The 26,521-nt window shown below is 64.3% G+C and carries 25 protein-coding genes; 11 read left to right on the top strand and 14 right to left on the bottom strand.

What is annotated here, in order from left to right:
- Positions 1 to 12: 12 nt before the first annotated feature.
- On the bottom strand, positions 13 to 1,971 hold the full coding sequence (locus ACQKI2_RS02885; protein ID WP_427378227.1) for a hypothetical protein: 1,959 nt from the start codon (positions 1,969 to 1,971) through the stop codon (positions 13 to 15).
- Positions 1,972 to 2,146: 175 nt separating this feature from the next.
- On the opposite strand from ACQKI2_RS02885, the gene ACQKI2_RS02880 reads away from it, so the two are divergent.
- A complete protein-coding gene (locus ACQKI2_RS02880; protein ID WP_427378226.1) occupies positions 2,147 to 3,388 on the top strand; it encodes an argininosuccinate synthase in 1,242 nt (413 codons plus the stop codon).
- Positions 3,389 to 3,440: 52 nt separating this feature from the next.
- Here ACQKI2_RS02880 and ACQKI2_RS02875 read toward each other — a convergent pair whose 3' ends face one another.
- From ACQKI2_RS02875 to rpmB, 8 genes are all read right to left on the bottom strand, one after another.
- Complete coding sequence (locus ACQKI2_RS02875) at positions 3,441 to 4,100, bottom strand: hypothetical protein (RefSeq protein WP_427378225.1); 660 nt, start codon at positions 4,098 to 4,100, stop codon at positions 3,441 to 3,443.
- A gap of 402 nt (positions 4,101 to 4,502) precedes the next feature.
- Positions 4,503 to 6,488 carry a cobaltochelatase subunit CobT gene (gene cobT / locus ACQKI2_RS02870; protein WP_427378224.1) on the bottom strand — a complete coding sequence of 662 codons (1,986 nt, stop codon included), beginning with the start codon at positions 6,486 to 6,488 and terminating at the stop codon, positions 4,503 to 4,505.
- Positions 6,489 to 6,515: 27 nt separating this feature from the next.
- Positions 6,516 to 7,499, bottom strand: a complete 984-nt coding sequence (cobS, locus tag ACQKI2_RS02865) for a cobaltochelatase subunit CobS (RefSeq protein WP_427378223.1) — start codon at positions 7,497 to 7,499, stop codon at positions 6,516 to 6,518.
- 189 nt (positions 7,500 to 7,688) lie between these two features.
- Positions 7,689 to 8,507 (bottom strand): hypothetical protein, encoded by an 819-nt coding sequence (locus ACQKI2_RS02860; protein ID WP_427378222.1) that lies wholly within the window; start codon positions 8,505 to 8,507, stop codon positions 7,689 to 7,691.
- Between the two features lie 118 nt (positions 8,508 to 8,625).
- Positions 8,626 to 9,435 carry a class I SAM-dependent methyltransferase gene (locus tag ACQKI2_RS02855; protein WP_427378221.1) on the bottom strand — a complete coding sequence of 270 codons (810 nt, stop codon included), beginning with the start codon at positions 9,433 to 9,435 and terminating at the stop codon, positions 8,626 to 8,628.
- An 84-nt stretch (positions 9,436 to 9,519) separates the two neighbouring features.
- Complete coding sequence (msrA, locus tag ACQKI2_RS02850) at positions 9,520 to 10,134, bottom strand: peptide-methionine (S)-S-oxide reductase MsrA (RefSeq protein WP_427378220.1); 615 nt, start codon at positions 10,132 to 10,134, stop codon at positions 9,520 to 9,522.
- A gap of 100 nt (positions 10,135 to 10,234) precedes the next feature.
- Positions 10,235 to 11,896, bottom strand: coding sequence for an amidohydrolase (locus ACQKI2_RS02845; protein ID WP_427378219.1), 1,662 nt, complete (start codon positions 11,894 to 11,896; stop codon positions 10,235 to 10,237).
- A gap of 163 nt (positions 11,897 to 12,059) precedes the next feature.
- A complete protein-coding gene (gene rpmB, locus ACQKI2_RS02840) occupies positions 12,060 to 12,344 on the bottom strand; it encodes a 50S ribosomal protein L28 (protein WP_035597484.1) in 285 nt (94 codons plus the stop codon).
- 267 nt (positions 12,345 to 12,611) lie between these two features.
- On the opposite strand from rpmB, the gene ACQKI2_RS02835 reads away from it, so the two are divergent.
- Together ACQKI2_RS02835 and ACQKI2_RS02830 are read left to right on the top strand one after the other, a co-directional pair.
- A complete protein-coding gene (locus ACQKI2_RS02835) occupies positions 12,612 to 13,499 on the top strand; it encodes a DUF3108 domain-containing protein (protein WP_427378218.1) in 888 nt (295 codons plus the stop codon).
- Positions 13,500 to 13,583: 84 nt separating this feature from the next.
- Positions 13,584 to 14,201: a glutathione S-transferase family protein gene (locus ACQKI2_RS02830; RefSeq protein WP_427378217.1), complete on the top strand. Its 618-nt coding sequence runs from the start codon at positions 13,584 to 13,586 to the stop codon at positions 14,199 to 14,201.
- Positions 14,202 to 14,223: 22 nt separating this feature from the next.
- Here the strand turns inward: ACQKI2_RS02830 and ACQKI2_RS02825 are convergent, their stop codons facing one another.
- Entirely contained in the window at positions 14,224 to 15,252 is a 1,029-nt protein-coding gene (locus tag ACQKI2_RS02825; RefSeq protein ID WP_427378363.1) for an RluA family pseudouridine synthase, read from the bottom strand.
- A 94-nt stretch (positions 15,253 to 15,346) separates the two neighbouring features.
- Between ACQKI2_RS02825 and ACQKI2_RS02820 the strand changes: the two genes are divergently transcribed.
- Positions 15,347 to 17,032, top strand: a complete 1,686-nt coding sequence (locus ACQKI2_RS02820; RefSeq protein ID WP_427378216.1) for an alkaline phosphatase D family protein — start codon at positions 15,347 to 15,349, stop codon at positions 17,030 to 17,032.
- A 2-nt stretch (positions 17,033 to 17,034) separates the two neighbouring features.
- Here the strand turns inward: ACQKI2_RS02820 and ACQKI2_RS02815 are convergent, their stop codons facing one another.
- The 3 genes from ACQKI2_RS02815 to ACQKI2_RS02805 form a co-directional block, all read right to left on the bottom strand.
- Positions 17,035 to 17,793 (bottom strand): SDR family NAD(P)-dependent oxidoreductase, encoded by a 759-nt coding sequence (locus tag ACQKI2_RS02815; RefSeq protein WP_427378215.1) that lies wholly within the window; start codon positions 17,791 to 17,793, stop codon positions 17,035 to 17,037.
- A gap of 115 nt (positions 17,794 to 17,908) precedes the next feature.
- A complete protein-coding gene (locus ACQKI2_RS02810) occupies positions 17,909 to 18,076 on the bottom strand; it encodes a YdcH family protein (RefSeq protein ID WP_084324251.1) in 168 nt (55 codons plus the stop codon).
- Positions 18,077 to 18,178: 102 nt separating this feature from the next.
- Complete coding sequence (locus tag ACQKI2_RS02805) at positions 18,179 to 18,865, bottom strand: GGDEF domain-containing protein (protein WP_114106854.1); 687 nt, start codon at positions 18,863 to 18,865, stop codon at positions 18,179 to 18,181.
- Between the two features lie 133 nt (positions 18,866 to 18,998).
- Between ACQKI2_RS02805 and purE the strand changes: the two genes are divergently transcribed.
- From purE to ACQKI2_RS02770, 7 genes are all read left to right on the top strand, one after another.
- Complete coding sequence (gene purE / locus ACQKI2_RS02800; protein WP_427378214.1) at positions 18,999 to 19,493, top strand: 5-(carboxyamino)imidazole ribonucleotide mutase; 495 nt, start codon at positions 18,999 to 19,001, stop codon at positions 19,491 to 19,493.
- Positions 19,490 to 20,569, top strand: a complete 1,080-nt coding sequence (locus tag ACQKI2_RS02795; RefSeq protein WP_427378213.1) for a 5-(carboxyamino)imidazole ribonucleotide synthase — start codon at positions 19,490 to 19,492, stop codon at positions 20,567 to 20,569. Before purE ends, ACQKI2_RS02795 begins: the two co-directional genes overlap by 4 nt.
- Positions 20,570 to 20,573: 4 nt before the next feature.
- The gene (locus ACQKI2_RS02790; RefSeq protein WP_427378212.1) at positions 20,574 to 21,329 is read left to right on the top strand and encodes a creatininase family protein; all 756 of its coding nucleotides are present in this window, start codon (positions 20,574 to 20,576) and stop codon (positions 21,327 to 21,329) included.
- A 97-nt stretch (positions 21,330 to 21,426) separates the two neighbouring features.
- Complete coding sequence (locus ACQKI2_RS02785; protein WP_427378211.1) at positions 21,427 to 22,158, top strand: ABC transporter ATP-binding protein; 732 nt, start codon at positions 21,427 to 21,429, stop codon at positions 22,156 to 22,158.
- A complete protein-coding gene (locus ACQKI2_RS02780) occupies positions 22,155 to 22,913 on the top strand; it encodes an ABC transporter permease subunit (RefSeq protein WP_427378210.1) in 759 nt (252 codons plus the stop codon). Before ACQKI2_RS02785 ends, ACQKI2_RS02780 begins: the two co-directional genes overlap by 4 nt.
- 2 nt (positions 22,914 to 22,915) lie before the next feature.
- A complete protein-coding gene (locus ACQKI2_RS02775) occupies positions 22,916 to 24,811 on the top strand; it encodes a Gldg family protein (protein ID WP_427378209.1) in 1,896 nt (631 codons plus the stop codon).
- Entirely contained in the window at positions 24,808 to 25,863 is a 1,056-nt protein-coding gene (locus ACQKI2_RS02770; RefSeq protein WP_427378208.1) for a DUF4340 domain-containing protein, read from the top strand. Before ACQKI2_RS02775 ends, ACQKI2_RS02770 begins: the two co-directional genes overlap by 4 nt.
- On the opposite strand, the gene ACQKI2_RS02765 is transcribed toward ACQKI2_RS02770, so the two are convergent.
- Positions 25,864 to 26,514, bottom strand: a complete 651-nt coding sequence (locus ACQKI2_RS02765; RefSeq protein ID WP_427378207.1) for a DUF1223 domain-containing protein — start codon at positions 26,512 to 26,514, stop codon at positions 25,864 to 25,866. It lies immediately after the preceding gene.
- Positions 26,515 to 26,521: the final 7 nt, after the last annotated feature.

Below are 26,521 nucleotides of genomic sequence, written 5' to 3'. Positions count from 1 at the left end.
GCAACCGCCCCGTCAGGCGCCCTGTCCAACAGATGGATCACCCGTCCGGGCGAGCATCCAATGTCCGTCTGCGCCCCGGCAGGCAGAGAAGCGGCCGCGTTCCTGGCCCGGAATGGCGTAAGCCACATCCCGGCACATGACCGAGACATTCACCACCGGCTGCTCGGCATAGCCGCGCGTCACAGGCGCCGCGTCATCGGCCGCGTAACCAATCGTCCGCACGTTTGCGGCGCCAGCCTCTACCAGCTGGGTACGTTCAAACGTGATCTCGATCTGGCGCCCATCCGGCGCTGCCATCTGATGGGCGGCGCCGTCCGGACTGACGGCGACAAGGCGCACAAACTCCGCCTGAAGGCCGGACATGGCCTCGACACTGATCGTCTCTCCGGATGTCAGCGCCACGCGCTCGGCAACGAATACGTCTGCGCCGCGCCGCGCGTCTGCGGGGCCGGCAATGAACGGCCGCACTTCCGGGGCGCGCGCCGTAAGGATTGCGGGCGCCTGGCGGGTGATCGGCGCCGGTTCCGGCGTCGCCAGCGGCTGGATGCTGGCACGGTCCGGTTTCAGCGACGCCGGCCGGGGCGGCGCCACCGGTTTGACAACGGCCGGTGCGGGCGGCGCGACAACGGCCGCGGCCAGCGTGATGGCCGACTCTTCGGCTTTGCGCGCCGCGAGCCTCTGGGCTTCGATATCTGCCAGACGCTGGGCTTCCAGATCCGCCAGGCGGCGGGCCTCGGCAGCAGCAGCCGTTCGTTTGGCGTCCAGCGCAGCCAGACGGCGCGCTTCCTCTTCGGCCGCGCGTCTTGCTGCCAGATCGGCAAGGCGCTGTTGTTCGGCCTGCGCGGCGGCGCGCTGCGCCTCCAACTCGGCCAGGCGCTTGGCTTCCGCTTCAGCGGCCACCCGGCGGGATTCGATTTCGGCGAGGCGCTTTGCCTCGGCAGCGGCGGCGCGTTCGGCCTCCAGCTCAGCCACGCGGCGCTGCTCGGCCAGCGCGGCAGCAGCTCGCTCAGCCTCCAGCTTTGCCAAACGGTCTGCCTCAGCCCTGGCGGCGGCATCTGCCTCTGCCTGGGCGGCCAGACGGGCAGCTTCCTCATTTGCGATCCGCTCGGCCTCTTCGCGTGCCAGGCGCTGGCGCTCTGCGTCGATGGCAGCGTCACGGGCGGCCAGCGCGTCGGCCTCAGCCTGAGCCGCAGCCGCCAGACGGCCAGCTTCGGCGTCCGCAATCGCGGCAGAAGCCAGGCGCTGGGCTTCTTCCTGCTGGCGGCGGGCGGCGTCGCGCTCAGAGGCTTCAAACGCATCGACACGTGTTTTCAGATAATCGGCAACGCCGCGATAGTCGAACCAGGGCTGGGGCTCAGCGCCAAGCGGGGTGGCCGCTTCCTGCACCGCAACGGCAGAGACGGAGGCAGGCAATACGGCCGGGCCGGTATCAGCCGCAGACCGGCGGGCGGCGTCATCGCCCTCTTCCGGCGCGCCAGGCTTGCCCTTCAGCGAATGGTCGATCGCCAGCAGCGACAAGCCAGCCAGGCCGAGCACAGCGAGACCGGCAAAGGCGAGCTGTGAATATTCGCTCAGCCAGCCGAGGCCGGCGGCGCGCTCTTCCTTTTTACCTGCATCCGTGGCGGGCTCTGCCGTCTCTTCAGCCGGCGGCACGATGACCAGCGGCGGGCGGCGGATTTCCTGGCGGGGAGGCGCTGGCTCGGGCCGCGCGGGCGGGGCCCAGGCTTCCGGCCGGCCAGCCGGCGGAACACGGCGCGGTTCAGGCCGGGTCTGCGCCACTGGGGCGGTCACCGCGACAGGGCGCGGGCGGCGCGGCGCGATGGCGGCCAGTTCAGCCGTTTCGCCATCCTTGGGCTCATACCCCGCCAGGATCGCCAGCGTCGATTGCGGCCGGCGGCCATCGCGCGCGCGCAGGCGGGCACGAAAAGGCGCATCGGCGGCCTCGGTCGGTTTCAGCGGCTCCTGCAGCATCAGCCCATCCTCCTGAGCGCAAAAGGTTAACAAGCGCCCTGTCCAGCGTTTACTATAACCAACCTATGCGGCGGAAACCATAAAATTCCCTGTAAGCCGCCGCCTTGTCAGGGCGGGTGCGGGACTTTAAGGCAACAGTTTCCCGTTTGCGCCCCAGAAAGACGACGTAAATCCCATGTCCAAAGCTGCTTCTGCCCCGAAAAAGGTTGTTCTTGCCTATTCCGGCGGCCTCGACACTTCGATCATCCTGAAATGGCTGCAGGTTGAGTTCGGCTGCGAGGTTGTCACCTTCACCGCCGATCTTGGCCAGGGTGAGGAGCTGGAGCCGGCGCGCAAGAAGGCGCTGGCCGCAGGGGTGAAACCGGAGAACATCTTCATCGAGGATGTGCGCGAAGAGTTCGTGCGCGATTTCGTCTTCCCGATGTTCCGGGCGAACGCCGTTTATGAGGGCGTCTACCTGCTGGGCACCTCGATTGCCCGGCCGCTTATCGCCAAGCGCCAGATCGAGATTGCCGATATGGTCGGCGCCGACGCCGTTTGCCATGGCGCCACCGGCAAGGGGAATGATCAGGTCCGCTTTGAGCTGGGCTATTATGGCCTCAACCCGGACATCAAGGTGATCGCGCCCTGGCGCGACTGGGCGTTCAAGAGCCGGACCGACCTTCTGAAATTTGCCGAGGAACACGGCATCGAGATCGCCAAGGACAAGCGCGGCGACGCGCCTTTCTCGGTGGATGCGAACCTGCTCCACTCCTCCTCCGAGGGCAAGGTTCTGGAAAACCCGGCCGAGCCGGCGCCCGAATTTGTCCATATGCGGACGATCAGCCCGGAAGAAGCGCCCGACCAGGCCGAAGTGATCACCATCGGCTTTGAGAAGGGCGATGCCGTTTCGATCAATGGCGAGGCGCTGTCCCCGGCAACGCTGCTGACCAGGCTCAACGAATACGGCAAGAAGCACGGCATTGGCCGGCTCGACCTTCTGGAGAACCGCTTCGTCGGCATGAAATCGCGCGGCATTTACGAGACGCCGGGCGGCACGATCCTGCTGGTGGCCCATCGCGGCGTTGAGCAGGCAACGCTCGACCGGGGCGCCGCGCACCTGAAAGACGAGCTGATGCCGCGCTATGCCGAGCTCATCTATAACGGCTTCTGGTGGAGCCCCGAGCGCGAGATGCTGCAGGCCGCCATCGACCATTCGCAGCGCTTTGTGACCGGCGAAGTGACGATCAAGCTCTATAAGGGCAACGCCTATCTGATCGGCCGCTCATCTCCCTACAGTCTGTACTCGGAGAAGATCGTGACCTTCGAGGACGATCACGGCGCCTATGACCAGAAAGATGCCGCCGGCTTCATCAAGCTGAACGCGCTGCGTCTGCGCCTGCTGGCCGGGCGGGACCGGAAGTTCGGGAAGAACTGACGCCAGCGCCCCTATCCTCCCCCGGCATCAGCGGGGGAGGCGCAGGCCCGTTTCACCCGCAGAGAACGGGTGGGCCCTGGGCGGTGATCCCCGCCCAGGACTCTGGCCGCGCGGCCTCATCGAGGCGGCAGAGCAGCGCGTCGATCCAGGGCGGGAGGCGGCGGAGGATGTGGCCGGGGACGGGCAGATCCTTCAGGACACGGCCTTTCCGCCTGCGGAGCATGCGGGCGAGACGCAGGGCGTGTTTTTCCGGATGGTTCAGCACCAGCGCAAGGCGCCGGGCGGCCTCCATCATCAGCGCCCATTGCACGAAGGGGGTGTCGGCCCCGTCTGATTTTGCGGCGTGGCGGGCGGGGCGTGTCTCCTCGATGAGGCAGAAGAGGGCCTCGCGGCGGCGTTGGATTTTTCCTGGAGTTTCGTTGGAGAGCTTGCGAGAAACGCCAACGGGGCGCGGCTCAGGCAGGGTAATTTCGCCGGCGAGCGCATGGATATAGCGGCGGACGAGCGCGGTGGCGGTGATGAGCTGGAGGCGGGCCCCGGCGGCGATGCTGGCGAAGTGTTCCGGCACCGCCTGACGCAGCAGGGTCCGCAGCGCGCCGAGCAGGGCGGCGATGCGGGTCCAGAGTTCCGGGCGGGGCGCGGTGATGTCCATGGCGCCGAGAATGGGGGCGGCGGGAACCAGGGCGGATAAGGGGTTAGAACTCCGTGTCATCCCGGACAGCGCGCAGCGGTGATCCGGGAGCTTCTGGCGGCTGGCGCAAGAACCGTGAGAAGGTCCCGGCTCTGCAGCGGCTGCGCCGCTTTGGCCGGGATGACACGGGGGGGGGTGATTGAGCTTTCTGGGGCCAGGAGACTTGCTTGGCCAGTTCTGGGGCGACCATCCGGGTTCGCTGGAGTGTTGGATAGGCTGGCGCTTATCCACTTATGTTGCTGCCCTCACCTCCCATTGCTTCGCAATGGGCCCCTCCTCTCCTGCACGCGGGAGAGGGATGAGTTGCATCCCGCCTTGCGGGACCATGAGATGGCGCTGTGAAACCCCTCTCCCTCTGGGAGAGGAGGGGCCCGCGGCCGCAGGCCGTGGGAGGTGAGGGATCTGGGGCATGCCGGAAGAGGCTCAGCTCTTCTTCTTCACATCCTGCAGCGTGGTCGTCTTCACGTCCCTGCCCGTGCTGACTTTGCGGCCGTAGCTGGGTGCTCCGGCGGAGGCGCCGCTGACGGCGCCGCGGACGGTGCGGTCCGTGAGCGGAGGGATGGCCATGGCTTTGGGGTTGGGCTCGTTCTCGTCGAAGAGGGAGGCGAGTTGTTCGGTCATCGCGCCGCCGAGCTGTTCGGCGTCCACAATCGTTACCGCGCGCTTGTAATAGCGGGTCACGTCATGGCCAATGCCGATGGCGATCAGTTCCACCGGCGAGCGGTTTTCGATCTCGTCGATCACCTGGCGCAGATGGCGTTCGAGGTAGTTGCCGACGTTTACGTTCAGCGTGGAATCGTCGACCGGGGCGCCGTCTGAGATCACCATCAGGATCTTGCGCTGCTCCGGCCGGCCGAGCAGGCGGTCATGCGCCCAGAGCAGCGCTTCGCCGTCGATATTCTCCTTGAGCAGACCTTCGCGCATCATCAAGCCGAGATTGCGGCGCGCGCGGCGATACGGCGCGTCGGCCTGCTTGTAGATGATGTGGCGGATGTCATTCAGGCGGCCGGGCGCCTGGGGCTTGCCCGCCTTCATCCAGTCTTCGCGGGAGAGGCCGCCTTTCCACGCCTTGGTGGTGAAGCCGAGGATTTCGGTTTTCACCGCGCAGCGCTCCAGCGTGCGGGCGAGAATATCCGCGCACAGAGCGGCCACCATGATGGGCCGCCCGCGCATCGAACCGGAATTATCCAGAAGCAGGGTGACGACCGTATCGCGGAACTTGGTATCGTCTTCCTGCTTGAAGGAGAGCGGCGAGGTGGGGTCTGTGATGACGCGCGTAAGGCGGGCGGTGTCCAGCACGCCCTCTTCCAGATCAAAGCTCCAGGTGCGGTTCTGCTGGGCCATCAGGCGGCGCTGCAGCTTGTTGGCAAGCTTGGCGACCGCGCCCTGCAGGCCCTGAAGCTGGTGGTCGAGATAGGCGCGCAGGCGCGTCAGCTCTTCGGCGTCGCACAGGTCTGGCGCATTGGCGACCTCATCATGGGCGCGGGTGAAGATCTGATAGTTGAAGCGGTCCTTGTCGTCGCCCGCCTGGAAATTGGGGCGCAGCGGCTTGGTGCCTTCGTCTTCCTCGTCCGGCGTATCGTCCGCATCCAGATCAGCGTCCTGGTCAACGGAGACGTTGGCCTCCTCCCCTTCCAGGTCTTCGGTGTCGCCCGCTTCCATCTGCTCGGCAGAGGCGCCCATTTCCTCTTCGGTGGAGGTGTCGTCCTCACCGGTCTGGTTCTGCTGTTCTTCCTGCTCCTCGGAGGGCGCTTCGTCTTCGGCCTCGGCCTCATCGCCGGGCAGATCAGACGCTGTCAGATCCCGGATGATCGAGCGGACGGTGCGGGCAAAACCCGCCTGGTCGTGGAGCTGGCCGGTGAGCATTTCGAGCGCGTCGCTGGCGTTTTTCTCAACCTTCTCGCGCCAGACATCGGCGACACGCTGCGCGCTTTCGGGCAGCGGGCGGCCGGTCAGCTTCTCGCGCAGCAGGAATTCCAGCGCCGGGGCAAGCACAGCCTCGGGATCTTCCGAGCCGAGGCCGAAATTGGTGGACCGGCAGCGGAAATCGAGCACGGCTTCGAGATTTCCGGCGGTGCCTTCCATCGCATTGGCGCCGAGGCTTTCGATACGGGCAGTTTCAGCCGCTTCATAGACCCGGCGGGGAAGATCCCCCTGCGGACGGTTGGCGATATGGGCGGCGGCGTCATGATGGGCGCGGCGCAGGGCGAGCGCGTCCGCCTCGCCCCGGATGCGGGCGGCCAGTTCCGGCGACACCTCAACCGGCGGCGGGCGCAGCACCAGGCGCGTGCCCTGATCGCCAACATCGGGGCCGAAACCGACCTCGATCTCGCGCTCACCGCTCATCGCCTTGGTGGTCGCGGCAAGCGCGGCCTTAAAAAGTTCCTGAGGGGTCGTGTCCTTTGCCATCCGTTGACCGCGCGGGCGGCGCCTTTCCTATGCCACCTTCACCATCAGCGGGCTTTCGGGCAGTTCGACGCCGAAGCAGCGCTGATACATTTCCGCGACCAGCGGACGCTCCAGCTCGTCGCACTTGTTGAGGAAGGTCATGCGGAAGGCATGGCCGAGATCGCCGAAGATGGCGAAGTTTTCCGCCCAGGTGATGACGGTCCGCGGGCTCATCACGGTGGAGAGGTCTCCGGCCATGAAGGCGTTCCGCGTCAGGTCTGCCAGGGTGACCATCTTGGCGATGGTGGCTTCGTCCACGCCCGTGGCCTTCGCCTTGATGATTTCGACTTCGGCGTCATGGGTGAGATAGTTCAGTGTGGTGACGATGCTCCACCGGTCCATCTGGCCCTGGTTGAGCTGCTGGGTGCCGTGATAGAGGCCGGTCGTATCGCCGAGGCCGACGGTGTTGGTCGTCGCGAAGAGGCGAAAATACGGGTTGGGCGCGATCACGCGGTTCTGGTCGAGCAGGGTGAGCTTGCCGCTGGCTTCCAGCACGCGCTGGATCACGAACATCACGTCCGGGCGGCCGGCGTCATACTCGTCGAACACGATGGCGACGGGGCGTTGCAGCGCCCAGGGGAGGATGCCTTCGCGGAATTCGGTGACCTGAACGCCATCCTTCAGGACGATGGCGTCCTTGCCGACCATGTCGATCCGGCTGACATGGCTGTCGAGGTTTACCCGGATCATCGGCCAGTTGAGACGGGCGGCGACCTGCTCGATATGGGTGGACTTGCCCGTGCCGTGATAGCCCTGGACCATGACGCGGCGGTTGTGCTCGAAACCGGCCAGGATGGCGAGCGTCGTCTGCGGATCGAAACGGTAGGACGGGTCGATCTCCGGCACATATTCGGTGCGCGTCTTGAAGCCGTGGACGATCATGTTGGTGTCGAGGCCGAACACCTTTTTGACATTCACTTTTTCGGTCGGCTTCAGGCCTTCGAGGGCATCGGTGTCGGACATAACGGTCATGGGGTATCAGCTCGCCAGCGGGAGAAATCAGGTCAGACTCTGGGTTCTAGCACGGGATGGCCGCGCGCCTAGTGCGACGCAACGTAAATGGAAGATTTCGCATATAGCTTGCCCCCCCATTCCGTTAGAAAGGCTCTTTGGATGATCCTGATATGAACTAGCTAAGTTTTATGGCGCTCAGTGGTGAGCTTATCCGTGAGCGTCCATTACAGCCGTAGCTACTTGATTGACGAGCACCAAAAGGAGAAACAAAGCAGCAACAAAAATTAGATAAGTGGCTAACCCCTTAAGAAGCCGGGCCTGGAAAAGTTTGCTCATGGAATCGAAAGAATGCTGAAAGGAAACTGCCGAGTCATATGTTTCCAGAACTAGCTGCTTCTTCGTGATCTCTAAATCGTGGTTTTCGATTGTTTTTCGTCGGCGCCCAAACTCAAACCAGCTTAGAGTGGTATCCCACTTATCGCCAAGACGAAGAATAATCACCAACGGATAGGAAAACGCCAATGCGCTTACGCTCACTAAGAGCGCCATGATGGCCGATCTCATTATGGTGCGATAAGTAATGATCCGCTTTCCAAGACTTTCAACAAAGCTCTTCTCGGTCTCCGAAAGCGTCAGGCCAGCGTTAGATACCTTTTGCTCGATACTGGCGGGCACTCTGGCCAGCACACCCTTCCCCACCGTGTAGTCAAGGATGTTTGTTTTTATGTACTGGATTAGCGAGCCGAGTGTCGCTGATCCGATAGCTGAATTTGCGCTCGAAAGACCCCATAACAATGCAACGCTGAAGATCGCGTTCAAAGTCATGTGATCAGATACCCAGGGCGGCAAATCCAAATCAAAAAACTGGAACAAATTTCCCCACAATAAATCCCGAATAGAGCGGTACGAGTCCACCATTTCCTTAATGAAACCGACCCACCGAATAATGGTTTCAGCAATGCTGGCCAGGGAGAGAATCGCAAGAATAGTTGAAATAAAAATCCAGCCCTTAACGAGCAAAGACATGGGATTGCTTTTGTTCGGTTGCATCGCTTCTTCAAGCTTTGGCTAGTGTCGCATCCCCCCAAACATTACTTAAGATTGTGTTTTTTACAATCCAAAATTAATAGAAAGACCTTTGAGGTCAAGGCCGGGTGAAGATCAGGATGGCCTGGTCGGTCTTGCCGCGGATGGCGGGGTCGAAGACGTTGGTGAGGCCGTCATCCTCCGGATTGCGCAGGAGATCAGCGCTCTCGCGGAAAGTGAGACCGGCGCCTTCTGCCAGCTGGCGGATGATCGCCGGGTCGATGCGGTGGGTATCGCCGCCCGTGCTGGGCGGGGCGCCTTCCGGGGCAACATGGTCGATGGCGACAAAGACTCCGCCCGGCTTCAGCACGCGGGCAATCTCGGCAAAGCTCGCCTCCGGATCGCCAAAGCCTTCCGGGGCGCCTTCGGGGCGATACCAGAGCTCGTGAGGGCCCTGAAACCAGGTGACGATATCGGCGGAAGCGTCCGGCAGGCCGAAACTGTCGAAATCGGATTTCACATAGGTGACGTTGGTGAGGCGGCCCTCAAGGCGTTTGGGAACGGAATCGCCGAGGAACGCATCAAAGGCGGCCGGGTTCTGCATGTAGACTTTGCCTTCCGGACCGACAGAGCGGGAAAGAAGCTCTGTGAAATAGCCCCCGCCTGCCTCGATCTCGAGAACCGTGTCGCCCGCCTTTGGCGCCACCAGCGCGAGCACGGCGGTGGGCTGGCGGTTGATGTCGTTTTCGCGGTCCGCCTCGGGGCGGCCGGCGCTGGCGACCACCGCGGAGTAATCAGCAGCCACCGGCGCGGCGGTCTCAGCATCCAGGGTTCCGGTGGGCGGGGTGTCCGCAGGCGCCGAGCAGGCTGCCAGAAGGAGCCCGAGCGCCAGAACGCTGCTGCTGAACCCATACTTCGCGCGGATCATGATCACGCCCCCCTCATGCTTCTTTGAGCTGCTGAAGGCGGAAGTATAGGCGAAACCGGCAGGCTTGTCGCGGCCTCGGCCAGCCTATTCCTGCCAGACCTTCTTCAGCGTCTCCTCGCGCCGGCTGCCCTTCTTGTAGGCCTCGTAGCGTTCGGGCTCCTTCAGGTAATAGTCCTGATGATACTCTTCTGCCGGGTAGAAGGCGGTGGCGGGCAGGACCGCCGTGACGATGGGCTGTTTCAGGCGTTTGGCATTGGCCTCGAGCGACTGTGTGGCCGCCGCTTTCTGAGCCTCATCGAGCACGAAGATGGCTGTGCGATACTGGCTGCCCCGGTCGTAGAACTGGCCGCCTTCATCGGTGGGGTCGATGTTCGACCAGAAGACTTCCAGAAGCTGCTCATAGCTGACCTTGGCCGGGTCAAAGATCACTTCGACGGCTTCGGCATGGTCGCCCATATGGCGGTAGGTGGGGTCTGGCGCGGTGCCGCCGGTATAGCCGGAGAGGACGGTGCGCACGCCGGGCACTTCTTCAAGCTCTGCCTCGATGCACCAGAAGCAGCCTCCGGCGAAGATCGCGATCTCTTCATGCGCAGCGGCCTCGGGCCGCTCAATGGGGGCAGCTTTGGCGCTGGCCGGCAAGGCCGCGTTGCTGCAGGCGGCGAGGCCGAGGGCAAGAGCCGCTGTCAGGGCAAGGCGCATGGCGGGTGTTCCTTCCGTTATTCCTGTCTCCGGAAAGTATGGGCGCGCGGGCGAAGGTCCACCCCTCCCCGCTTTCACAATGCGGGGAGGAAGCGGAGCGTTACCACTCCGCCTGCCAAACCACCTCTCCGCCCACCACAGTCATCACCGGCCGGGCTTTCAGGATCTGCTGTTCGGGGATCGTCATGAGATCAGCATCAAACACCGTAAAATCGGCGATTTTCCCGGCTGCGATGGTGCCGAGGTCGTTTTCCTGGAAGGCGGCATAGGCGGGGCCTGTGGTGAAGAGGGCAAGCGCCTGCTGGCGCGTGAGCGCTTCTTCTGGATGCCAGCCCTCGCCGGAAAAACCCGCCAGATCCTTGCGCGCCACGGCGGCATAGAATTCGATTGTTGGCGAGCCGACTTCCACCGGCGCGTCGGAGCCCCCGGCAATCATCGCGCCTGCCCTCAGGAGGCTGGCCCAGGCATAGGCGCCGCGCAAGCGGTCGATGCCCACACGGGCCGGGGCAAAATGCAGGTCGCCGATGGCATGGCTGGGCTGCATGGAGGCGATGAGGCCGCTTCTGGCAACGCGGTCGATATCATCCGGGTGCAGCATCTGGGTGTGTTCGATGCGCCAGCGCAGGTCTGCGCCATAGCCTAGCTCTTCGAACTTCTCGAGGATACGGCGGTTGGCAAGATCCCCGATGGCATGGATTGTCAACTGTACGCCCTCTTTCTGAGCGTCCATCATCAGATTGTGCAGCTGTTCGGGCTCCAGCAGGGCCAGACCGGAGGTTTCGGGCTGGTCGGCATAGGGCGCAATCAGAAGGGCGCCCCTGCTGCCGAGGGCGCCGTCCATATAGAGCTTCACGGCGCGGTTGGTGATGCGGGCGGTTTCAAATTCGCGGCGTTTGGCAATATCGAAGCCGCGCTCGTCAAAGGCGTTATAGACGCGCAGCGGCAGGCGGCCCTCCTCATCGAGCGCCTTCAGAAGGCGGGCATGATCGGTGGCCGCGCTCATATTGTGGATGCCGGTCCAGCCCCGGCGGGCATAGGTCTGCGCGCCAACCTCGAGGGCTTTGCTCATATCGTCATAGGTCGGGTTCTCGATCAGGGCGAGGACGGGCATCATGGCATTGTCGATGACGATGCCGGTGGCCTTGAAATTCCCGTCGCGCTCCGTGCGGCCGCCGGGCGGATCGGCCGCGATATCGTAGATCCCGGCGGCTTTCAGCGCCGCCGTATTGGCCACCAGCGCATGCCCGTCAGAACGCACCAGGATGACGGGATTATCCGGGCTGACGGCATCGAGATCCGCCGCCGAGGGCATGCGGCCTTCCGGCCAGCCAGTTTCGATCCAGCCCCGGCCAAACAGGATGGCGCCGGGGGCAAGGCCCTGCAGCTCGGCTTCGATGCGGGTGACGAGTTCATCAATGGAGGCGGTGCCTTCCAGGTTGAGGATCAGCTCCCGCTCGCCAATGCCCTGCAGGTGGGCGTGGGCGTCTGTGAAGCCGGGGAACATGACCGCGCCGGCCAGGTCTATGATCTCCACCTCATCCTCGCTCCAGTCCTGCGACAGGGGCGGGGCGGTGCCGATGATCCGGCCATCGGGGCCAACGATGACTGCCTCCACCGTGGCGGGGTCAGCCAGGCCCGTATAGATGGTGCCGCCGGTGAAGACGCGGATCTTGCCTTCCGGGACAGGCGGCGCCTCAGGCGCCGGGTCTGTGCAGGCCGTCAGGGCGGCAATGGCCAGCGCGGCGATGGCGATGAGACGCATGGGGTTCCCCTTCCCTCTGTTGCGCCCTGTCATGAACCGGTTCCGGGGCTCTGGCCAGTCCCGAGAGAGGGGGCGCGCCAACTCCGAACAAGCGAAAACGCCGGACCTGCGGGAGGTCCGGCGTGAACTTTTGTCTGCGGCGGGAGCCAGAGAAAGAGGCCGCTTAGGCGACAGCTTTCTTCGCGATGTCGCGCTTGATCTTGAGGGCCTTGTCGGAGAGGCCGTCTTCCTTCGCCTTGGCGAGGAAAGCGTCGAGGCCGCCGAGCTTATCGACCGTGCGCAGGGCTTTGGCCGCGATGCGCAGTTTGAAGTCCTGGTTCAGGGCTTCAGAGTGCAGCGTAACCTGCACGAGGTTCGGCAGATAACGACGCTTGGTCTTGATCTGCGAGTGGCTGACGATATGGCCAACCATCGGCTTGGTGCCAGTGAGTTCACATTCGCGGGACATGGGCCTCGCTCCGAAAAAGAGGTGTTCTTTGATCTGAAGGCGCGCGTCTACAGTCTGCGGGGGCGCCCTGTCAACCGCCGCAATCAGGCTTGCGGGCGGAGAATTGCGCTCCCATGTCACGCTCTGTCACTTTATGTCAGTGGGCGAGGCCTGAAGAATGCGGCATCCTGGGGGCCGGTTCGTTCAGGCGGCGTTGGGACAAGGCGACTATATATACCCGCTAAGCAGGCGTTTGCGCCCGCCCGACCAGAAGGATCGACCCCTCCCATGAAGCGCCTCCTCCTTGCCGCCGCTGCGACATTTGCCCTTGCCGGCCTCTCAACAGCCGATACGGCCCCCGCCGCGCCGAAAACCAATCTCCTGGCCAATGTGAAGGCGGGAGAGCCCATGCGCATGGTGTATGAGCTGGACGCGCGGGCAATGATCCTGATCATCCCAGCTACCGGCCGGGCGAGTTTCGATGTGGAACTGAAGCCCAACACCTACACGATCAAATCCAGGGTGCGCACGACGGGGCTGGCCGATGTGTTCGTCAACTACAATATGGAGCTGGCCTCTTCCGGCTTTGTCCGCGCTAAGGAATTGAAGACCTCCGGCTATGTCTCGCAGAACCGCGACGGGAAGAAGAACCGCCGCGTGGAACTGTCGATGAAGAAGGACGGCTTCACCATGACGGCCAATCCGCGCTTTGGCGATCTGGGCGACCCGGCCGCCACGCAGGAACAGGCGATCCTGGCGAATGACCCGCTGACCGCGCTGATCACCTTCGCGCTGGAACCGCGCGCCAAGGGCGCCGATCCGTGCGGCGGGCCGATCCGCGTGTTCGACGGCAAGCAGCTGACCTATCTGCACCTGGAGAACAAGGGCACCGCGAATGTCAAAAGCCCGGCCTGGAGCGGCCAGGCCATTGAATGCCATGTGACCATGGACAAGATCGCCGGCTACAAGGCGGGCGAAGTGAACAAGGACACGCTGACCGGTATTGATGGCCCGCTGCGCATGTATCTGGCGCCGCTGGAAAATGGCAGCCATGTGCCGGTGCGGATCGTCGCCGACACCGACAAGATCGGCAAGGTGACCCTGCAGGCCCGCACCCTGCGGTTTGAGCCGTTGCAGACGGCCTCTGCGCAGGCCGGCGCGGGCGGCGGGAAATAGGGGTGCTTCCAGTCTATGTACCTGTGCGTCCGGGGAGAACCGGGATAGGACACGTTGGCGAAACAAGGACAGGAAACAGTACACATGAAAATCTGGGGGAGAATAAACTCCACCAATGTCCGTAAGGTTCTCTGGGCCGCGGAAGAACTTGGTATTTCTTATCAGCAGATAGATGCCGGCGGTGCATTTGGCGTGGTTTCAGAACCTGGCTATCTTGCGCAGAATCCCAATGGTCTGGTGCCATGCATTGACGATGACGGGTTCATTCTCTGGGAATCCAACTCAATCGTCCGCTATCTGATAAACACGTATGGTGCACAGCCCTTCCGCATAACCGATGGCAGGGATTTGGCCCTTGCCGACAAATGGATGGACTGGGCCTCGCTTTCCTTTGCGGCGCCTTTCCGTAACTTGTTCTGGAACCTGGTCCGGCAACGACCTGAACTGCGGAATGAGGACGAGATCGCTCTCGGGAAAGCAGGTTGCGAACACCTAATGCACATTGCGGATACAGCGCTGAAAGATTCGCCATTCCTCTCAGGCGAGCATCTCGGCATGGGGGACATTCCCCTCGGCTGTATCGCCTATGCCTGGTTTTCCCTGCCCATAGAGCGCCCTGACTTACCAAACCTGTCGGCCTGGTATGAACGCCTTCAACTGCGTCCTGCCTATCAGAAAGCCGTAATGACCCCTTTGACATAACACACAGTGACCATGCCGGTGCCTAATCCACCGGCAGCTTGCGCAGGGCGGTGATGAGCCCGGCCATGTCTTCCGGAAGGGGCTGCTCGAAGCGGAGGGTTTCGCCGGTGATCGGGTGGACGAAGCCGAGCACGGCGGCGTGCAGCGCCTGGCGCGGAAAGGCCCGCGCCGCCGCAAGCGCGGCGTCATAGTCTGCCTCCGGCGCGGCGGGCGATTTCCACGCCATGATGCCGGACTGGCGGCCATAGACCGGATCACCGATGAGCGGGGCGCCTACATGCGTCATATGGACCCGGATCTGATGCGTGCGGCCGGTTTCGAGGCGGCATTCGATCATCGCGGCAGCGGGCAGGCGCGTGGCGCGGTCTTTATAGCCATAGGTTTCGATGGCCCGGTAATGGGTGACCGCATGGCGGGCGGCGGGGCTGTCGGGGTTCTTGTGAACCGACATTTTCTTGCGGTCATTTTCAGAGCGCGCGATGGGCGCGTCGATGGTGCCCGACAGGGGCCGCGGAGCGCCGCGCGTGATGGCGCGGTAGAGCCGGTCGATGTCGTGCCGCTCGAAAAGAGCGGCGAGCCCGGTATGGGCCGCTTCTGTCTTGGCAGCGACCATGACACCGCTGGTCAGCTTGTCGAGCCGGTGAACAATGCCGGGACGCTCTACCCCGCCAATGCCGGAAAGCTGGCCCTTGCAATGATAGAGGAGGGCGTTGACCAGCGTGCCGGTTTCACTGCCGGGCGCGGGATGGACGGCGAGGCCCGCCGGCTTGTTGAGGATCAGCAGGTGAGCGTCCTCGAACAGGATCTCCAGTGGGATATTCTCCGCCTGAGGCGTGGCGGGCACCGGCGCGGGCAGCGCCACAGCATAGACCAGGCCCGCCTTTACCGGCGCGCGGGGATTTGTTTCCACGGCGCCGCCAACCGTGACCGCACCCTCCTCGATCAGGGCTTTGGCCCGCGAGCGGGAAATGCCCTCGGCGCGGGCGCCCAGAAACGCATCGAGGCGCTGGCCGGCATCGGCTGCCTCAGAAGTAATCACAATCATGCTCATCGCCGCCTTATAGACGAAGCTTTCAGCGCGCGTCATGCTGGTGTCGCAAATTCGCGCCATGAGAGCGCCACGCAACTGGGGAGTTCCAGACAAGATGACACAGGTTACACGGCGCGGCCTGCTGGGCGGCGCAGCATTGGGCACGGTGGCTTTGGCCGCCTGCGGCCAGACGGGTCCACAAACCTATAAGGGCGAGGTGGCCTTCCAGCACGGGGTTGCCTCTGGCGATCCCCTGCCTGACAGGATCATCCTCTGGACGCGCGTGACGCCCCTTTCGGGCGCCGGCGCCATCCCCGTGCGCTGGGAAGTGCTGCGCGCGGGCCAGGAAAGCCCGGTTGCCGCTGGTGTGACCGAAGCAAGCGAAGCGCGCGACTACTGCGTGAAGGTGGACGCTGCCGGCCTTCAGCCAGGGTCTGACTATACCTACCGCTTCACTGCGCTGACCGATCATGGCGATGTGGTTTCCCCCACCGGGCGCCTGCGCACACCCGCCGCCAGCGGCACAAGCGCGGTGAACCTTGCCGTGGTCTCCTGTTCCAACTGGCAGTTCGGCCTGTTCAACGCCTACAAGGCACTGGCCGCCGAACCCAACCTCGACGTGATCGTGCATCTGGGCGACTATATCTACGAATACGGTATCGACGGATATGGCGGCGACATCGCCGCCAAGCTGGACCGGATGCATGAACCGTCCACGGAGATTGTGACCCTGGCTGACTATCGCCAGCGTCATGCTCAATACAAGACCGATCCCAACCTGCAGGCGGCCCATGCCGCCGTGCCCTGGATCTGCACCTGGGACGATCATGAAAGCGCCAATGACGCCTACCGCACCGGCGCGCAGAACCACAATCCCGAGGATGGCGAAGGCGAATGGAGCGACCGGAAGATGGCCGCGGTTCAGGCCTATTTTGAATGGATGCCCGTCCGCGACATCAAGCCCGGCGAGATCACTTCGGCGGCCTGGCGCAGTTTCCGCTTTGGCGATGTGGCAACGATGCACGCCCTGGAAACGCGCCTGACGGGGCGTTCGGAAAGCCTGAGCTGGGCGAGCGCACTGGGCAACGCCGCTTCGCCGCTGGAAGCGGGCGGCAAGGCACGCGAACTGCTGCAGACCGCCGCCGATCCGGCCCGCACGATGCTGGGCGCCGAGCAGGAAAGCTGGCTGGACGGGGAGCTTTCCAAATCCGTTTCATCCGGCGCTGCCTGGCAGGTTCTTGCCAATCAGGTGATCATGGCGCGCGTGGCATTGCCCAATTTCACCCAAACGCTGACACCCGAACAGGTGGCCGCACAGGACATGCCCGAGGTGCGCGCTTTCCTCGCCTTTACCGCGCTGGGACTGCCCTGGAACCTGGATGCGTGGGACGGCTACCCGGCTGCGCGCGAGCGTCTTTACCAGAGCGCAGCAGCGGCCAATGCCCGGCTCGTGACGCTGGCAGGTGATACGCATACGGCCTATGCCAACGAACTTTACGATGCATCCGGCGCGCGGCGCGGGGTGGAGTTTGGTTGCACGTCCATCACCTCTCCCGGCATGGGCGCGTATGTGAAGAACGTGCCAGACCTCGGCCAGCAGATTGCCGATGCCAACCAGGAAGTGGTGTGGCATGATCCCTTCGGCCATGGCTACACGCTGGTGACGCTGACGCCGTCTACGGCGCGGGCGGTGTTCCGCAAGGTGTCGGACATCTATACCGAGACCTTCAGCACAGAGACGGTTGCGAGCTTTGAGGCCGTGGCAGAGGCCGGCGGCGTCTCGCCGCTGAAAACTCTCTAGCGCTAGTCCAGCACGCCCGAAAGCGTGGCGCGGCCGCCATCCATGATCAGGCTTTGCCCGGTCATGAAGGCCGCGTCCCGCGAGGCGAGGAAAAAGGCCGCGCCAGCGATCTCATCGGCGAGCACCGCGCGGCCAAGCGGCACACGCCCGAGCGACCAGGGCGTTGCCCGCTCCTCGCTGGGGCGGAGGGACACAATCGCATTCACGCGGATGGCATGTTCGGCAAGCTCCAGCGCGCCGGCCCGCATGACACCCTGCACGGCAGCCTGGGCGACCGTATCGGTGAAACGGCCCGGCATGGAGGCCTGCGCGGCATAGCGCAGAACGAAGGTGACCGAGCCCTTCTGGCGTTTGCGCTCCACGCCGGTTTCGGGAAGGTCTTCCTGTTCCAGCAGGCGTTCTGCCACGACCCGCAGGGCCAGCGCCGCGCCGCGGGCCGACCTGCCAAGCGCTTTTTCGAACTTCTCCTGGGCAAGATCAAGCAGCGTGTCGGGGTCTTCATAGGGGGGCACGATGACGGCATGATCTATCCGGCCGAACGCCTCGATTGCGGCGGTGACAGCGTTACGCAGGCCGAGCTTGGTCGATAGGTCGCCATGATAGAACTGGATCGCTTCGTCCAGCGTGTCGCGGGCGGCCTCGATCCGCTCCAGCGACGGGTCTGCCACCAGAACCCGGTGGCCTTCATCTTCGAAGCGGCGGGCAATCGCCTCTCCGGTTTCACGGCCAAGGCCAAGAACAAGCGTTACGGGCTGGGCCATGGTTCAGGCAGCCACGGGGAGAGAAAGGCTGGCTTGTGGGTGTGGGGTGGAGGGCATGTGTCCCGTTCCTTCTGAGGCCCTGCGGCCCCCCAGGAACGGGACTGCCGGAACAGGGCTAGCTGACTTTGAGGTGTCGCAGCTGCTCCTTAATCCTGAGTTTCTGTCGCTTCAAATCCTTGAGGACCAGGCCATCGGCAGAGGGGCGTTTCTGTTCGGTGGAAATCTGTTCGTCCAGATTGCGGTGCTTTGCAGCAAGTTCACTGATGCGACCGTTGAGCGACATAGGCAGTCTCCTTTACGTCTCCGGTCCGGTTTGACCGGTGATGCAAGAATGCCACACTCGTGTAGGTGAGTCATGGGTAGAACCACGTATCTTGCCGCATTTTCACCTTAATGTGCGCCCTTCGCCCTTCCGGCGCGCTTTTTCGGCAAACATGGCCTGATCTGCCCGCGCAATGAGCGCCGCCGGGCTTTGGCCCGCACTCCATTCGACCACACCGCAGGACGCGCCGATCTGGACCGGAGGCAGAGACGAGCCCTCCTCCCCCCGCACTTCCAGCGCATCGATTGCGCCGGCGAGCTGGGCAGCCTTGCGGCGGCTGTCCTCAAGGCTGGCATGGGCCAGCACGATGCCGAACTCATCTCCGCCAAGACGGCCGACAATGTCTGTCTCCCGTGTGCGGGCCAGCAGAATGTCAGACACCTTCAGAAGCACGCTGTCGCCAGCGGCATGGCCGTAGACGTCATTAACCGTCTTGAAGTTGTCCAGATCGATGAAAATCAGGGTCAGCGGCGTCTGGAACCGGCCGGAAAGCGCGATTTCGCGGCGCACTTCCCGCTCGAAGGCCCGGCGGTTGAAGACCGGGCAGAGCGCATCATTGTCGGCCAGCAGGGCGGCGTCTGCCAGGCTTGCCCGCAGCGTATCGGCCTCTTCGCGCAGGGCGATCACTTCTTCGGCAAGCGCCTCGATGGCGGCGCGGGCGCGCAGGTCCAGCCGCGCCAGATCAACCCCGAGCGCATCGATCAGGGCACGCTTTTCGGCATCAGTCAGCGGGGGCAGCTCTGTCGGCATCTGTTAACACTAACCCTGTTCGCAGCGCTTGTAGAGGAAATCTGTAGTCCCCGCCGCTGGTTTCCCCTCACAGGACCGGTTGACCGGAGGCCGCGCATACTTATGGTGCGCGCTTTCCAGCGGCGAGGCAGGCATGGACAAGGCGCGCTCCCCGGTTGTGGGCATCATCATGGGCAGCCAGTCTGACTGGCCAGTGATGCGCGAGGCCGCGAAGATACTCGAGGATATGGGCGTCGCCTTCGAGGCGAAGATCGTTTCGGCGCACCGCACCCCCCAGAGGCTGGTCGACTATGCCACCACGGCGAAAGAGCGCGGCCTGAAGGTGATCATCGCGGGCGCAGGCGGGGCAGCCCACCTGCCCGGCATGGCCGCCTCGATGACGCCGCTGCCGGTGCTGGGCGTGCCGGTGCAATCCAAGGCCCTCAAGGGACTCGATAGCCTGCTTTCCATCGTGCAGATGCCCAAGGGCATTCCGGTGGGGACGCTGGCGATTGGGGAAGCCGGCGCGGCCAATGCGGGGATTCTCGCCGCCTCCATCATTGCGCTGGAAGACAAGGCCGTTGCTGCAAAGCTGGACGCTTTCCGCGCGGCGCAGACGGCAGCGGTGAAAGAGGTTCCCGAGGAATGAGCCCGCTTCGCCCCGGCGCGACGATCGGGATATTGGGCGGCGGGCAGCTTGGCCGGATGATGGCGAGCGCCGCAGCGCAACTCGGTTTCGATGTTCTGATCTATTCTCCCGAGGATGACCCGCCCGCAGGCCGCGTGGCCGCAGGCGCGTTCCAGGCCGACTGGGATGACGCCGACGCGCTCGCCGAATTTGCCGCCGCCTGCGATGTCGTCACGCTGGAATTCGAGAATGTGCCGGTGGCCAGCGCCGAGATCATCGAGCGGGCGGGCAAGCGCGTGCTGCCGGGGGCAAAATCGCTGTCGGTGTCGCAGGATCGCCTCACCGAGAAGACCTTTCTCAACGCGCACGGCATCCCGACCGCGCCCTTCCGGCAGATCGATACGGCGGGCGACATTCCCGCCGCGCTGACAGCGCTCGGCGGCAAGGGCGTGCTGAAGACGCGCCGCGAAGGCTATGACGGCAAGGGGCAGGTCTGGCTGCATGACGCTGCCGAAGCGGACGCCGCCTGGCAGAAGATCGGCGGGGCGCCAGCGATTCTGGAAGGCGCCATTGCCTTCCAGTGTGAAATCTCCGTGCTGGTGGCGCGCAGCCTGACCGGCGAGACGACAAGCTGGGCGCCGCCGCGCAATGAACATGAGAACGGTATCCTTTCCCGCTCCACCGTACCCTCTGGGCTTGCGCGGTCTGTGGAAGATGAGGCGCGCGCCAAGGCGATGCATCTGGCCGAGGCGCTGGGCCATGTGGGCGTGCTGGCGCTGGAATTTTTCGTGCTGCCGGATGGCACGTTGCTGGCCAACGAATTTGCCCCGCGCGTGCATAATTCCGGCCACTGGACGCCGGAAGCCTGCCAGACTGGCCAGTTCGAGCAGCATATCCGCGCCGTGGCCGGCTGGCCGCTGGGCGATACGCGGCGCCTGTTTGATGCCGAGATGCTGAACCTGATCGGAGACGCAGGGCTTGTTGACCCGCAAACGCTCGGAAAGAATGATATTCTGACCCTCTACGGCAAGCGTGAGGCCCGGCCCGGACGCAAGATGGGCCATATCACCCGCCGCCTTGCCCCGCGAAAGGACTAGTCTCATGCGCCTTCCCGTTTCCACCTGGCCCGACATCGAAGGCTGGCTGAAGAAATCGAAAACCATCGTCATCCCCATCGGCTCGTTCGAGCAGCACGGGCCCAACGGTTTTATCGGGACGGATGCTCTGTGCCCGGAAATCATCGCCAACCATGCCGAAAGCCTGGCGCCGGACGACATCCTTGTGGGGCCGACCTTCAATGTCGGCTGCGCGCAGCATCACCTTGGCTTTACCGGCACGATCACCATGCGGCCTTCAACCATGATCGCCGTGATGACGGACTGGACCGAGAGCCTGATGCGGCATGGCTTTGAGCGGATCTACTGGCTGAACGGGCATGGCGGCAACATTGCCACCATTGAGGCCGCCTTCTCCGAAATCCATGCCCGCCGCAGCTTTGACCCGCACGGGGAGACCAATCGCCCCGGCCTCAGCCTGAAACGCCGCGACTGGTGGGACTTCAAGGAAGTGATGGGCATCTGCAATGAGCTTTACCCCACCGGCCATGGCAGCCATGCCACGCCGTCTGAGGTCTCCGTCACCTATTGGGGCTATCCGGAGCGCGAGCGCAGCAAGACCGCGATGAGCCCGAAGGTTGCCCCTTCGGGGACGATTGGCGACGCCATCCAGTATCGCCGCGACTTCCCCGATGGCCGGATCGGCTCGGACCCCACGCAATCGAGCGTCGAAGATGGCGGGAAGATTGTCGCGGTGGCGGCCAAATGCGTGATCGAAGAGGTCGCGCGGTTTTCTGCTTGACCCTTTTGACATGAAACGCCCGTAATCTCTGAGCCTACGGCTTTGACCTTCAGGCGACGCCCGCTATCACGGGGGCACGCTGAAGTGCGGGACATTCATGCTGGACGTCAGATCGCTCGAAAAAGCCTATGGAGCCAAGCAGGCCGTGCGCGGCATATCCTTTGCCGTGGAGAAAGGCACCGTGCTGGGCTTCCTGGGGCCGAACGGGGCGGGCAAATCGACCACGATGCGGATGATTGCCGGCGTGCTGGAGCCGGATGTCGGCGATGTGCTGATCGACGGGAAGTCCATCATCACCGACCGGCGGGCGGCGCAAGCCGCGCTGGGATACCTGCCCGAAGGCGCGCCGCTTTATAATGACATGACGCCGCCGGAATTCCTGGCTTTCCTCGCCAGCGCCCGGCAGATTCCGAAAGCGCAGCGCAAGGACGCCATAGAGCGCACGATTGCCGATGCGCGGATTTCCGGCGTGCTGGGCCAGCGGATCGGCGCGCTCTCCAAAGGCTATCGCCGCCGGGTGGGCCTTGCCGGGGCCATTCTGCACGACCCGCCCGTGCTGGTGCTGGACGAGCCGACCGATGGCCTCGACCCCAACCAGAAGCGCGCCGTGCGCGCGCTGATTGCCCGGATGGCGCCGACCAAGGCCATTATCATCTCCACCCATACGCTGACCGAAGTGCCCGCGATGTGTCACCGCGCGGTGCTGGTCAGCCGGGGGCGGATCGTGGCCGATGACACGCCCGCAGGCCTGGCCAAGCGCAGCGATGACGGCACGCTGGAGAGCGCCTTTGCCCGCCTCACCGATCAGGTGGAGGAGGAAACGCTGTGATCAGCGCCGTCCGCCAGCAGATGAGCGGGTTTACCGCGACCTACCGGCGTGAACTTGGCGCCTATTTCGCCACGCCCATGGCCTATGTGTTCCTGGCCGTGTTCCTGCTGGCGCTTGGCCTCTTCACCTGGGAAGCCGCGCGCTTCTTCGATTCCGGGGTGGCCGATCTTCAGCCCTTCTTTGCCTGGCACCCCTGGCTCTACATGATTTTCCTGCCCGCCCTTGCCATGCGCCTCTGGGCCGATGAGCGCGCGGCGGGGACGGATGAACTGCTTCTCTCCCTGCCGCTTGGCCTGCCGGGGCTGGTGCTGGGAAAACTCTGCGCGGCCTGGACCGTGGCGGGCACGGGCCTCCTGCTGACCCTGCCGATGTGGGTCTCGGTGAACTATCTCGGCAATCCGGACAATGCCGCCATCGCGCTCACCTATTTCGTCAGTATCCTGATGGCGGGGGCCTATCTCTCCATCGGCGCGGCGGTCTCCGCGCTGACGGGCAGCCAGGTGACGGCGTTCGTTATCTCCGTGGTCGTCGCTTTCATCTTCACAGCCGCAGGCTGGCCGCTGGTACTCTCCACCGTGCAGACCCTCTTCGGCACCGGCTTTGCCGACCTGATCGCGCGCTTTTCCTTCATCACCCAGTTTGAAAGCGCCCAGCGCGGTGTGCTGGAGCTGCGCGTCGTGGCCTATTTCCTGGGCTTTACCGCCACCTTCGCCTTCCTCAACTGCCTCTGGGCGTCGCGCCGGAGGCTTGGCTAGGCATGCAGGCGCGGCGCTATATTGTGATCATGACCCTGCTGGCCGGGGTAATCCTGCTGGCGGGGAATATCGCCGCGCAGAAGCTGCTGGCCGGCGCGCGCCTCGATTTTACCGAGGGCAAGCTCTACACGCTGTCGGATGCGACCCGCGTGACGCTGCGCGATCTGGCCGAGCCGGTGGAGCTTACTTACGTCTATTCCCGCCGCGTGGGGCAGGATTATCCGGCGATCCAGGCCCATGCGGCCCGGGTGCGTGAGCTGCTGGCGACCTACGCCGCCGAATCGGGCGGCAATGTCCGCGTGCGGGAGATTGACCCCAAACCGTTCTCCGAGGCCGAAGACGAAGCCCTCGCCGCCGGCATCAGCGCCATTCCCGCCGCAGGCAGTGACCCGCTCTATTTCGGCATCATAGGCCGCAACACGATCGATGATCTGCGCCTCATCCCTTTCCTCGCGCCCGAACGCGAGACGACGCTGGAATATGACCTTACCCGGATGATTGCCCGGCTGGACAATCCCACGCCGCCGAAAGTCGGCATTCTCAGCTCTCTGCCCGGTATGCGGGCGCTGGGCGGGGAAAGCGGCTATGTGGTGCTGCAGGACATTGGCCGCAGCTTCACGGTGGACCAGATACCGGAGGATTTCCACTCCCTGCCCGAGATGGACGTGCTGCTGGTGGCCCATCCGGGGCCACTGACGGTCCGGCAGGAATGGCTGATCGACCAGTTCATCCTGCGCCAGGGGCGGGCGATCTTCGTGGTCGACCCCGCCGCCAAGACGGCGCTTTCCGGGGCCATGTTTTCGGCGACAGACTCGCTTGCCCGCTCGGGTCTCGGGCGGCTGGGGGCGGCCTGGGGCGTGGAACTGGCCCCCCAGGCGGTGGCCGACGCGGCCAATGCGCTGACCGTGCCGGTGGACTCCTTCGGCGGGCGTATCGAGGAGATGGCCCACCCCCTGTTCGTGGGGGTGCCGGCCGAAGCGATGAGCCGGGAAGATCCGATCACGGCTGATCTGATGCGCGTGATCAATTTCGGCGCGCCGGGCGCGCTGATCGTAAAAGACCTGCCGGCAGGCGAGACCTTTGCGCCGCTGATCATCACGGGGCCGAGCCCTTCCTATATCGACCCCGCCCGCGCGGCGCGCGATATGGGCCCGAACGAAGTACTCCAGAGCTATATGACCGAGCCCGCACCGCTGGTGATTGCCGCGCGGCTTTCCGGAAACCTCTCCACTGCCTTTCCAGGCGGCCCCCCGCCGATGGATCAGCCCGCTGACCAGGCAGAGGCGGAAGCCGCCCGCGCCGAGGCGGCAAACCTGCCGCCCCATATCACGGCCAGCCAGACGCCCGCCGAGATGGTGCTGATTGCCGACGCGGATTTCCTGGCCGATGATTTCTACGTCGTGCCGGGCAGCGGCATGGTGGTGGCGGACAATGGCGCCCTGCTGCTCAATGCGCTCGACGCGCTGGCCGGCCGGGGCGAGCTTTCCCGGCTGCGGTCCCGCGCAGCGAGCCTGCGGCCGATGGACCGTATAGATACGATGCGGGACGCTGCCGAAGCCCAATATTTCCGCCAGCAATCAGCCCTGGAATCCCGCCTTTCCACGGCGCAGGCACGCCTGGCGGAGCTTCAGTCCGCCGCCTCCGGGGACGGTTTCTTTGCGGGCGATCCGGAAGCGGAGCTGACCGAGGACGAACGCCGCGAGCTGACCACGCTGCGCGAAGACATCCTCTCCATCCGTGCCAGCCTGCGCGACATTGAACGCGATTATCGCCGCGACATCGACCAGCTGGAATCAACGCTCAAGGCCATCAATATCTGGGGCGGGCCACTGCTGGTGACGCTGGCCGGCATTCTCGTCTGGCGCCGGCAGACCAAACGGCGGAGGGGCAAGGCATGACCGCCCGGCGCAGCCAGCAACGCACCTTCCGCGTCAAGATCATGGCCGCTCTGGCGGGTGGGCTGGTTGTGGTGGCGATCGCCAGCCAGTTTATCGGCAGCGCCCCTCCCCCGCGCAGTGATCTGCAGGGCCAGCCTGTTTTGCCCGGTTTTGCCCAAGTGCGCGCAGACGCGAAAGAAATTCGCGTGACCCTTGCGGATGAAAGCTACACGCTGTTTGCCACGCCGGGCGGTTGGCGCCTGTCGGGTACGGATGGATATCCGATCCGCGCCGACCGGCTGAACGAGCTGGCAGGCGGGCTGGAAACACTGGTATGGGACGCGCCGCGCACGCGCGATCCGGCCAAGATGAACGCCATCGGCCTCGGCGATCCGCGCGACGGCGGCAATGGCGCGCTGGTGGAGGTGATCGGCCAGGATGGGGAGGTTGAGGCTTCCCTGCTGACCGGGCGCAAGGACGAGCATATCTATGTGCGCCGCCCCAGCGAGATGCAGGCCTATCGCGTGACCGGCGCCCTGCCCCCGCTCTATTCCGCGCAGGCTTGGCTGGACCTCGACATCATCGACTTGAACGGCGACGCCGTCGCCGCTGTGCGCCTGACCGACGCGGCCGGCGCTTCGCTTTATCTTCAGCGCACGATCGGATCGAGCGACCGGGCCTTTATTCCCGCGCCGCCCTATCAGGATTATCAGCTGGTCAATCGCCTGGTGACGACCGGGCCCGCCCTGGCGCTGACACGGCTGCAGCCGGTGGGCGTGCGTCCGGCAAGCGCCCTGCGGACGCGGCCGGTGGGCACGCATATCACCCAGACGCATGACGGGCTGGAGGTGGAAGTGCGCCCCTATCGGGAAGCAGACGGCTTCTTCATCACCCTGCGCGCCATAGAAGCTGGCGAAGGAGCCCATCGCGCGGCCGCCATCAATGAGCGCGCCAGGGGCTGGGCTTTCCAGATTTCTCAGATCGACTGGATGGACTTTGCGCCCGCCATTGCATCCATCGCGCAACCGCCCGGCGGGGAAGCGCCGGACGAGCCGGCACCCGAAGAAGAATGATCAGCGCACGTCCATGACGGCGAGGACAGGGCCGAAACCCGCCTCCTGAACGATCAGCATACAGCCGGATTCGCAGGCTGGCAGCTCGATATCCGCGCGCCCGCCGAGCCAGGGGCCGATCTGCCGGACAGATGTGACCGGGTTGGGCATCGTGGTCTCGTTGTCCTCATCCTTGAGGTAGGCGACCCACCAGAGATCGGCGAGGCTGGCGGTTTCGCCTTTCAGGGAAACCTTGCCGGTCTTGCGAACGATACGGATGCCGGATTCGGGCTGGGCGAGCGCCTCCTCCAGCGCCGCGTCGACCTTGCTGGACTTGTTGCCCGCCGCCTGTTTCACGCCGTTGAACACCGCCTGAGGCGTATAGGGCCCGCGCAGCGAGAAGCGTTCGACATAGCCGCGCTGACGGTCTTTCGACTCCGGCAGCGCCATTTTTTCCTTGCTGCCAAGATAGTCCCAGTAATCAACCGGCCAGGTGAGCACCCGGACATCGCCGCGCTGGGCTTCCAGCTCGTCCATCGCCTTGTAGGCCGCCGGGCAGGAGCGGCAGTTCTTGGAGGCAAAAAGTTCCACCAGAACCGGGCCTTCGGCATGGGCCAGCGGCGCTGCAAAGGCAGCGGCAAGGAAGGAAAACAGGATAGCCAGTCGCTTCATCACAACC

It is taken from the genome of Hyphomonas sp. NPDC076881 (assembly GCF_050269995.1).
In the GTDB taxonomy this organism is placed as follows: Bacteria; Pseudomonadota; Alphaproteobacteria; order Caulobacterales; family Hyphomonadaceae; genus Hyphomonas.
This window is presented reverse-complemented; position numbering and strand designations above follow the sequence as displayed.